Genomic DNA, 9,765 nt, shown 5'->3' on the forward strand with positions numbered 1-9,765 from the left:
ATCGAGGAGAGAACAACCCATGCCGAAGTCGATCAACGTCTGGAGAGAACAGGACTCATGCGGACACGTGTCGTCCCCACCGTCCCGCCGCCTCAAGCGTCTTCGAGGCTCGCGCATGTGCCCGCCCGTCGGGGAGGTGGCGCATGTGCGGCTTGAGCGGTGAGATCCGTTTCGACGGGGGGTGGCCCGATCTGGCGGCGGTCGAGCGCATGACCGACCGGATGGCGGCCCGCGGCCCGGACGGCCGGGGCGTCTGGTCGCAGGGGGCCGTCGCCCTGGGACATCGGCGCCTGAAGATCATCGACCTGTCGGAGCGCGGGGCGCAGCCGATGACGGACAGCGAAGCGCTGATGACCTGTGTCTTCAACGGCTGCATCTACAACTACCGGCAACTCCGCGAGGAACTGCGGCGGCTCGGACACCACTTCGTCACCACCTCCGACACCGAAGTGGTGATCAAGGCGTACCGCCAGTGGGGCACCGACTTCGTCAGCCACCTCGTCGGCATGTTCGCCGTGGCGCTGGTGGAGCACGAAACGGGCCGGCTCGTGCTCGCACGTGACCGGCTGGGCATCAAGCCCCTGTACCTGGCCGAACTGCCCGGCCGCCTGCGCTTCGCCTCGACGCTCCCGGCCCTCCTCGCGGGCGGCGGGGTGGACACCTCGCTCGACCCTGTCGCCGTGCACCAGTACATGAGCTGGCACGCGACGGTCGCCGCGCCACGCACCGTGCTCTCCGGAGTACGCAAGCTCCCGCCGGCAACCGTCCGCGTCGTGGAACGGGACGGGACGCACCGCGACCACCGCTACTGGCAACCCTCCTACACGCGCCGCGACGAGTTCGCCGGGATGGGGCCGGACGACTGGAGGGACGCCGTACTCGACGCCCTCCGCACGGCCGTCCGCCGGCGGACGGTGGCCGACGTGCCGGTCGGTGTCCTGCTCTCGGGCGGCCTCGACTCCAGCCTCATCGTGGCCCTGCTGGCCGAGGACGGACAGAAGGACCTGGCGACGTTCAGCGTCGGCTTCGAGTCGGAGGCGGGCGAGGACGGTGACGAATTCGCCTACTCCGACCAGGTCTCGCGGCACTTCGACACCGAGCACCACCAGCTGATGGTTCCCTCCGACCGGGTCTCCACCGCCCTGGGCGGTGCGATCGCCGCCATGAGCGAACCGATGGTGAGCCACGACGTCGTCGCCTTCCACCTGCTGTCGGAGCTGGTCTCCAAGGAGATCAGCGTCGTACAGAGCGGGCAGGGGGCCGACGAGGTCTTCGCCGGCTACCACTGGTACCCGGCCCTCGCGGACGCCGAGCGGGCGCAGGAGCCCCAGCGCTACCAAGAGGTCTACGTCGACCGCCCGCACGCCGACCTCGCCGGGATCCTGCAGCCGCACATGCTGCCCGGCCACGACACGTCCGCCGAGTTCATCCACACGCACATGGCCGCGCCCGGCGCCGAGACCGCACTGGACGCGGCGCTGCGGCTCGACACCCACGTCATGCTGGTGGACGACCCGGTCAAGCGGGTCGACAACATGACGATGGACTGGGGCCTGGAGGCACGAGTGCCGTTCCTGGACCACGAACTGGTCGAGCTGGCGGCCGCCTGCCCGCCGGAGCTGAAACTCGCCGAAGGCGGCAAGGGCGTACTCAAGCAGGCCGGCCGCACGGTCCTACCACGCAACGTCGTCGACCGGCCCAAGGGCTACTTCCCGGTGCCGGCGATCCGTCACATGGCGGGTCCCGTCCTCGAACGCGTACGGGAAACCCTGTCCGCTCCCGAGGCCCGGGCGCGCGGGCTCTTCCGCGAGGAATACGTCGCCTCACTGCTGGCGGCACCCGACGACCACCGCACGAACCGAGGGGCGAACGCCCTGTGGCAAGTGGCGCTGTTGGAGACATGGCTGCAGACGCACGGAATCAACTGACCTCTGACCCCGCGTCGACGGCTCCCGTGGCGGAGCCGCTGGCCGACGCGCCCGGTCCGCGGGACGCCCCGCGACCGTGGGTGGCCCACGGCTGCTGGTATCCGTCCGCCGACCCGCAGGGCGAGAACGTGGCGTTCATCTGCGACCGCGAGGGCGCGCCACAGCTCTGGGCCGGGCCCGTCGGGAGTGACGACGTACACCTGCTGGACACCAGCCCGGACCACGTCACGGAGGTCTCCTGGTCACCCGACGGCAGATGGATCGCGTACACCGTGTCCCCCGGCGGAAGCGGCCACACGCGCGTGCTCTGCGTCCGCCCCGACGGCTCCGGCCGCAGGGTCCTGGCGGGCGCGCAGCCGGGGAGTTCGGCCTATCTGGGGTGCTGGACGCCTGACGGCACGGCCCTCGCTGTCACGGTCGCCGAGCCGGTGGGGGAGAGCCCGGGTCCCCTCGCCGCCGACACGGACCGCCCCGCCGGCTGGACGGAACGCGACGGGCACGCCACGCTCCTCGACGGCCCACCCCCCGTCGCGTCGGACGGCCGGACACCGGCGCCCGTCCGCGACCGGCTCACGGCGTACCTCGTCGATCCCGCGGGGACGTCCACGCCGCACCTTCTCGCCGACGAGACCGAGGCCGCGACCCTGCGCGTGTGCGACATCAGCCAGGACGGGCGCCTGGCCCTGCTGCGCCGCGGGCCCCGTGGGCGACGCGAAGCCGTCGTCGTCCGCTCGGCGGACCAGACCCCGACGTGCACACTGCCGGTGGCCGACGGTGATCCGTGGATCGGGCGCTTCTCGTCCGACGCCCGCACGGTGTGGCTGCGCAGCAACCACGACCGGGAGTTCGCCGCGCTGCTCGCGATCCACCTCGACGGCGCCGACGAGCGGAAGGACCTCACGGTGGTGACCGCACGCGACGCGTGCGACCTCGAACTGCTCACCCTGGTGGAGAGCGACCGGCGAGCGGCCCTGGCCTGGAACGACGGAGGGACGAGCGTCCTCGAGACCCTTCCTCTGACGGGCGGGCGGACCGAGCCGCCCGCGGCGCGCGAGGTGACGCTCGCGCACGAGGTGGTCACCCGGGTCACGCCCGCCGGGCCGCAGGGCATGGTGGTCGCGCTCTCCGGCTCCCTGCGCCGCCCCGGAGTGTGGTCCGTTCCGGCATCGGCGCCGCCCGCCCGGACGCCGTGGTCGGCGAGCGACACCGACTCCGTACCCCAGGGGCTCCCGCCCGTACGGCCCGTACCCCTGCGTGCCACGGCGCGCGACGGGCTGCTCCTGGGCGGCTGGTACCACAGGGCTCCGGGCCGGGGCCCCGGTGAGCCCGCACCGTGCGTCCTGCATCTCCACGGCGGTCCGGAGGAGCAGGAACGCCCCGTCTTCGACCCGCTGTACCAGGAGCTGCTCGGCCGGGGCATGGACGTCTTCGCCCCCGACGTCCGCGGCTCCTCCGGCTGGGGCCGCTCCTTCGTCGACGCCGACCTGGGCGAAGGCCGGTTCGCCGCGATCGACGACGTCGCCGACTGCGCGACCCACGCGGTCGCGTCCGGCCTCGCCGATCCCTGCCGGCTCGCCGTGATGGGGCACTCGTACGGCGGCTACCTCACGCTCGCCTCGCTCGTGTGGCACCCCGCGCTCTTCCGTACGGGCATCACGGTGTGCGGGATGTCGGACTTCGCCACGTTCTTCGCCGGAACCGAACCGTGGCTCGCCGAATCCGCCGCCCACAAGTACGGCCACCCCGAACGGGACCGCGACCTGCTGCGCGCGCTGTCGCCCATGAGCCGCGTCGACGAGCTGCGCGTTCCGCTGCTCGCGGTGCACGGGGAACACGACACGAACGTCCCGCCCGGGGAGTCCGAGCAGATCGTCGGCGCCGCGCGGGCGCGGGGGCTCGTGGCGGAACTGCTCCTGCTGCGCGACGAGGGCCACGACTTCCGGCGCGCCGGCAACCGGCGGCTGTTCCGCCGCGCCGCCGCGGACTGGATGCAGCGGTGGCTGCTGGGCTGAGCCGCGCCGACGCCGTACGGCACGTGCCGGTGCCGGTGCCGGTGCCGGTGCGGGGGTCGGTGTCCGCGGCCGTCACCGTCACTGTCCCGAGGCGGCCTTCGCCCTCAGGGACGCCCAGGCCCGCCCCCGTACGTCGGGACGGAGCAGGACGTCGACCGCCGTGCACGCGAGCGCCTCCGCCGCGGCCAGCATCACCTTCCGCGCCCTCGGCCCCGCCGCCGCCTCCGCGAACTCGGGCGTGTGGGCGGATCCGTCCGCACCCAGGACGGCGATCCACGGATGGATCCCGGGCACCCGCGTGCTGACGTTCCCGAAGTCGGACGACCCCAGGTACACGCCCGGCGCCGGTTCCGACAACCGGATGCCGGCCCGGTCGAGATGGCCGGCGAACAGGCCCGACAGCACTTCGTTGTCGCGGAAGTGCTCGTACCGCCCTCCCACGTCGCTCACCTCCACCCTGGTACGGGTGGCCAGCGCCACGCCCTGCGCGCAGGAGCGCAACTCCTCCACCAGTTCCTCCAGCGCGGACGTGGTTCCCCCGCGCAACCCGAACAGCCCCTCCGCGTAATCGGGGACGATGTTCGTGGCCCGCCCGCCGTCCGTCACGATGCCGTGGACGTGCGACCCCGGGGGAAGCCGCCTGCTCAGCACGCCGAGCGTGTTGAAGAGCTGGATCAGCGCCCCCAGCGCGTCGATCCCCTCCGTGGGGCTGCCGGTCGGGTGCGCGGCGCGGCCGTGGAACCCCACCCGCACCTGCGCGCTGGCCGTCAGCGGCGCCCACGCCCAGTCGTGGACACCCGGATGGAACATGAGCGCCGCGTCCACGCCCTCGAACAGACCCGCCGCCACCTGTGCGACCTTGCCGCCGCCGCGCTCCTCCGCGGGTGTACCCACCGCCAGCAGCGTCCCCTCCACCTCACCTCCGAAGGCGGCCCGCACGGCGAGCGCCGCACCGAGGCCCGCCGACGCGATCAGATTGTGGCCGCAGGCGTGCCCGAGCAGAGGCAGCGCGTCGTACTCCATGAGCAGGGCCGCACAGGGCCCGTCCCGGGTGCCGTCCGCCGACCCCGTCCGGGCCGTGAACGCGGTCGGCAGACCGGCCACCCCGCGCTCCACCTCGAAGCCCTCCCGTTCCAGTTCGCCGGCCAGCAGACCGGCCGCCCGGTGCTCTTCGTACGCGGTCTCCGGTTCACGGTGCAGCGCCAGGCTCACGTCCCACAGCCGGTCCGACCGGGCGGCCACCTCCTGCCGGACGCGGGCGTGCAGGGACTCCAGGCTCTGTGACACGTGCACCCTCCTCGGCTCGGTCGCTCGCTGCGACACCCCACGTGTTCCACGGCCGGAGCGGTCGCACACCGAGAGCCGGCGTTCAGGCTGCCGCCCAGCGGCCCTCGATCAGCGTGGCCTGCTCCCGCAGCGCCGAGATCAGCTCCTGGGCGGCCCTGTTCGAGGCCGAGCGCGGTACGGCGACGCTGATCTCCCGGGCGAGGACCGGTCCGGCCAGAGGCCGTACGACGAGGTCGGGGCGCGGAGATCCGAGGGCGAGCCGGGGGATGAGCGCCACTCCCGTCCCGGCGGCCACGAGGCCCTGGACCACCGCGTAGTCGTCCGTACGCATCGCGTGCAGCGGCTCGAAGTCCTCCTGACCGCACGCCCACGCCAGCACGCGATCGCACGGGTCGTGGGGGTCGGCCGCACCCACCCACGCGGTGTCGCGCAGGTCGCCGAGGGGCACCCGGTCCAGCCCCGCGCACGGATGGTCCTCCGGCATGACCAGGAGCAGCGGGTCGGACAGGAGCGGGTGGACCTCGACGTCCTCCTCCAGGTTGAGGCGGTCGCCCGGCTGGGAGAAGACGAGAGCCGCCTGGAGCTCCCCGGCGCGCAACGCCTTCAGGAGCAGGGGCAGTTCGCCCTCGGTGAGCGAGATGTGGACGCCCTGCTGGTGGAGGCGCTTGACCGCCGGCGCCAAGAGCAGGGCTCCGGCCGTGGGAAAGGTGCCGATATGGATCGTGCGCATGCCCCGCTCGGCAAGGTTGCGCACCTCCAGCTCGGCGTGGCGAAGGCGTTCGAGAACGGCTTCGGCGTGCGGCAGCAGGGCTTCGCCGAGCTCGGTGAGGGCGGCGCCGCGCGGCCCGCGCCGGACGAGCTGGGCGTTGAAGTGCGCTTCCAGGGACGCCAGATGGTGGGTGATCGTCGGCTGACTGTAGTGCAGCGCCCGCCCGGCGGCGGCCAGCGAGCCCTCCTGGGCGATGGAGCGGAGTACCTGGAGATGTCTCACGTCGAGCATATAGAAATCCTATGGAGGGTTCACGAAAAGTCCACCATTCCTCAATGACTAGGGCGGTGTCACGCTCCCGGGGTGAACACGCGAACGACCGATCTCCGCTCCCCGATCCCCACCGATCCCGGCTCCGGCCAGCTGTCCGCCCCCTTCGCCGAGGCCGTGCTCGCCCACGCGGCACGGGACTGGCTGAGGCTGAACGTCCCCGGACATGCCGCGGCCCCCGGATCGGACCTCGCCGGGTTCTTCGGCTCGCGGATCACGTCCCTGGACTTCCCCCCGCTGCTCGACGGCATCGACCTCGGCGCGGACACCCCGCTCGACAGGGCGCTTGCCCTGGCCGCCGAGGCATGGGGCGCACGGCGCACCTGGTTCCTGACCAACGGAGCCTCGCAGGGCAACCAGATCGCCTCCATGGTCGCCCCCTCCCTGGGGCGCACACTCGTCGTCCAGCGCAGTGTGCACTCCAGCGTGATCGACGGGCTGGTGCTCTCGGGCATGGACGCGGTCTTCGTCCAGCCCTCCGTCGACCCCGAGCAGGGCATCGCCCACGGCGTGACCGCCGAGGACGTCGCGGCGGCGCTCCGGCGGACGCCCGACGCGGCCGCCGTGTACATCGTCTCCCCGAGCTACTTCGGCGCCGTGGCCGATGTGCGCGCCATCGCCGACACCGCCCACGCGGCGGGCGTCCCGCTGATCGTCGACGAAGCATGGGGATCCCACTTCGGCTTCCACCCCGCCCTTCCCGCGGGCGCGCTCTCCCTGGGCGCGGATCTGGTGACGTCCAGTACGCACAAGCTCGGGGGCAGCCTGACGCAGTCCGCGATGCTCCACGTGGCGGAAGGTCCCTTCGCGGACCGGCTCGAAGCGCTGGTGGACCGGGCGTTCCGGCTGGTGCAGTCCACCAGCGCGAGCGCCCTGCTGACCGCTTCCCTGGATCTGGCGCGCAGGAGCCTGGTCACCGACGCCGACGCGACGGCGGCGTCGGTCGAGGCCGCCGACAAGGTACGGGGCGTCGTACGCGCGCTGGGCCGCTTCCGGGTCGTGAGTGACGGGTTCGCCGCCTTCCCCGACATCGTCGGCACCGACCCGCTGCGGATCGCCCTCGACACGCGAGCCGGCGGGATCACGGGGCACGAGGCCCGGCGGCTGCTCTTCCGGGACCACCAGGTCATGGTCGAGGTGGCGACCGACGCGGCGATCGTCGCCGTGATCGGCGCGGGATTCGCTCCCGACACCGACCGCTTCCTGGAGGCCCTGCACACCCTGCCTTCCCCGCTCACCGGATCCGCCGCCGACCCGGCGGCGGTACTGCAGCTCCCGGCCCCCGGTCCCGCCAAGCTCACGGCGCGCGAGGCGTTCCTGAGCCCGACCCGGGTGCTGCCCGCGGAGCAGGCCGTCGGACGGATCTCCGCGGACACGCTGGCCGCGTACCCGCCCGGGATCCCCAACGTCCTGCCGGGCGAGGTCATCACCGCCGAGGTCGTCCGCTTCCTCCAGCGCACCGCGACCGCACCGAACGGCCACGTCCGCGGGGCGCTCGACCTGGGTGTCACCCGGCTGCGCGTCGTCGACTGACCCGCCGGCTGCGACCCGCCCCCCCCGCATACCTCACCACCCCCGCACACCCCACCGTCCCGAACCCGCACCGTCCCGAACCCGCACCGTCCCCGAGAGAGAGCACGACCATGGCCGCACGCATTCCGATCCGTCCGACGATCGCCGCCGCCGTAGCCGCGACGACAGCCACGCTGCTGCTGGGCGCCTGCGGCGACCAGACCGGCACCGGCACAAGCTCCGGCGGCAGCCAGGCCGGTGGAGCCCCGAGCGACGCTCCCCTGTTCGACAGGCTTCCGAAGAAGTACCAGGACGCCGGTGTCATCAAGGTCGGTACGGACGCCGCCTACGCGCCGATGGAGTTCATCGAGAACGGAAAGATCGTCGGTGTCGACCCCGACATCGCCGACGCCCTCGGCAGACAGCTCGGAGTGAGATTCGTCTTCACCAGCGGTACGTTCGACAGCCTCATCACCTCCCTCAACTCCGGGCGCCAGGACATCGTCATGTCGTCGATGAGCGACACCAAGGCGCGGCAGGAGGGTCTGGACGGCAAGGGCCAGAAGACCGGCAACGGCGTGGACTTCGTGGACTACTTCACCGCGGGCTCCGTCGTCTACGTCCAGAAGGGCAACCCCCGCCACATCACCTCCATCGCCGACCTCTGCGGGCAGACGGCCGCCGTTCAGCGGGGCACCACGTTCGAGACCGTCGTCAAGACGCAGTCGAAGGACTGTGAGGCGGAGGGGAAGCCGGCCATCAGGATCGAGTCCTTCCCGACCGACGCCGAGGCCCAGACCCGGGTGAAGGCGGGTGGCGCCGTCGCCGGCGTGAACGACTTCCCGGTGGCCGTCGACCTGGCGCGCAAGGCCGACGGAGGAAAGGCCTTCGAGGTCGTCGGCGACCAGATCGAGGCCGGCCCCTTCGGTATCGCGGTGGACAAGAAGAACACCGCACTGCGCGACGCGCTGAAGGAAGCGCTGGACGCGATCATCAACGACGGTTCGTACAAGAAGGCGCTGGACAAGTGGGGTGCGGGCTCGGGGGCCGTCACCTCGGCCGAGATCAACGGCGGCTCCTGACCTCTCGCGTATCACTGAAGGGCAGTCGCTGTGACTGACAAGATCGACAAGATTCCGGCCGGGACGTCACCCGCCCCCGCCGGAGTCCGGCCGGTGGCCGTCAAGGCCATACCGGTCCGCCACTACGGACGCTGGGTCGCCGGCGCCGTCGTGGTCGCCCTGCTGGTCCTCCTGGGCCAGGCGTTCGCCCAGGGCAACGTCCGCTGGGCCACCGTGGCGGAGAAACTGTTCGACACGTCCGTGCTGAGCGGCCTGGGCAACACGGTGCTCATCAGCGTTGCCTCCATGGCACTGGGCCTCGTCCTCGGCATCGTCTTCGCCGTGATGCGGCTCTCGAAGAACCCGGTGACCAGCTCGGTCGCCTGGCTCTACATCTGGATCTTCCGTGGCACTCCGGTCTACGTCCAGCTGCTGATCTGGTTCAACCTCGCCCTGATCTTCCCGGTCTTCGACATCGGGTTCTACCGGGACGAGATGACCGACGTCATGACCCCCTTCCTGGCCGCCCTGCTGGGTCTCGGCCTGAACGAGGGCGCGTACATGGCGGAGATCGTCCGCGCGGGCATCCAGTCGGTCGACGAGGGCCAGACCGAGGCCTCGCAGGCCCTGGGCATGAGCCAGGGGAAGACGATGCGGCGCGTGGTGCTCCCGCAGTCGATGCGGGTGATCATCCCGCCGACGGGCAACGAGTTCATCAACATGCTGAAGACCTCGTCGCTGGTCGTGGCCGTCCAGTACCCGGATCTGCTGCGCGCCGCGCAGGACATCGCCTCGACGTCGTTCGCCGTCATGGAGATGCTCTTCGTGGCGTCCATCTGGTACCTGGCGCTGACCAGCGTGTTCAGCGTGGGCCAGTACTACCTGGAGCGGCACTTCTCCCGCGGGTCTCTGCGGTCCCTGCCGCC

Annotated in this window: 7 protein-coding genes; 5 read left to right on the forward strand and 2 right to left on the reverse strand. The window is 71.9% G+C overall.

Annotation, left to right across the window (positions count from 1 at the left end):
- The first annotated feature begins 143 nt into the window (after positions 1–143).
- Positions 144–1,928, forward strand: a complete 1,785-nt coding sequence (locus ACFVGW_RS29440; protein ID WP_385854078.1) for an N-acetylglutaminylglutamine amidotransferase — start codon at positions 144–146, stop codon at positions 1,926–1,928.
- Positions 1,901–3,940, forward strand: coding sequence for a S9 family peptidase (locus ACFVGW_RS29445; protein ID WP_385854079.1), 2,040 nt, complete (start codon positions 1,901–1,903; stop codon positions 3,938–3,940). Before ACFVGW_RS29440 ends, ACFVGW_RS29445 begins: the two co-directional genes overlap by 28 nt.
- Before the next feature lie 78 nt (positions 3,941–4,018).
- On the opposite strand, the gene ACFVGW_RS29450 is transcribed toward ACFVGW_RS29445, so the two are convergent.
- Both ACFVGW_RS29450 and ACFVGW_RS29455 read right to left on the reverse strand, forming a co-directional pair.
- A complete protein-coding gene (locus ACFVGW_RS29450; RefSeq protein ID WP_385854080.1) occupies positions 4,019–5,227 on the reverse strand; it encodes an amidohydrolase in 1,209 nt (402 codons plus the stop codon).
- Between the two features lie 82 nt (positions 5,228–5,309).
- On the reverse strand, positions 5,310–6,227 hold the full coding sequence (locus tag ACFVGW_RS29455) for a LysR family transcriptional regulator (RefSeq protein WP_385854081.1): 918 nt from the start codon (positions 6,225–6,227) through the stop codon (positions 5,310–5,312).
- Between the two features lie 72 nt (positions 6,228–6,299).
- On the opposite strand from ACFVGW_RS29455, the gene ACFVGW_RS29460 reads away from it, so the two are divergent.
- From ACFVGW_RS29460 to ACFVGW_RS29470, 3 genes are all read left to right on the forward strand, one after another.
- Entirely contained in the window at positions 6,300–7,799 is a 1,500-nt protein-coding gene (locus ACFVGW_RS29460; protein ID WP_385854082.1) for an aminotransferase class I/II-fold pyridoxal phosphate-dependent enzyme, read from the forward strand.
- A gap of 110 nt (positions 7,800–7,909) precedes the next feature.
- Positions 7,910–8,860, forward strand: coding sequence for an ABC transporter substrate-binding protein (locus ACFVGW_RS29465; RefSeq protein ID WP_385854083.1), 951 nt, complete (start codon positions 7,910–7,912; stop codon positions 8,858–8,860).
- A 30-nt stretch (positions 8,861–8,890) separates the two neighbouring features.
- The coding region (locus ACFVGW_RS29470; RefSeq protein WP_385854084.1) for an amino acid ABC transporter permease at positions 8,891–9,765 on the forward strand (875 nt) is incomplete at its 3' end.

Source organism: Streptomyces sp. NPDC127129 (genome assembly GCF_042671585.1).
GTDB lineage: Bacteria > Actinomycetota > Actinomycetes > Streptomycetales > Streptomycetaceae > Streptomyces.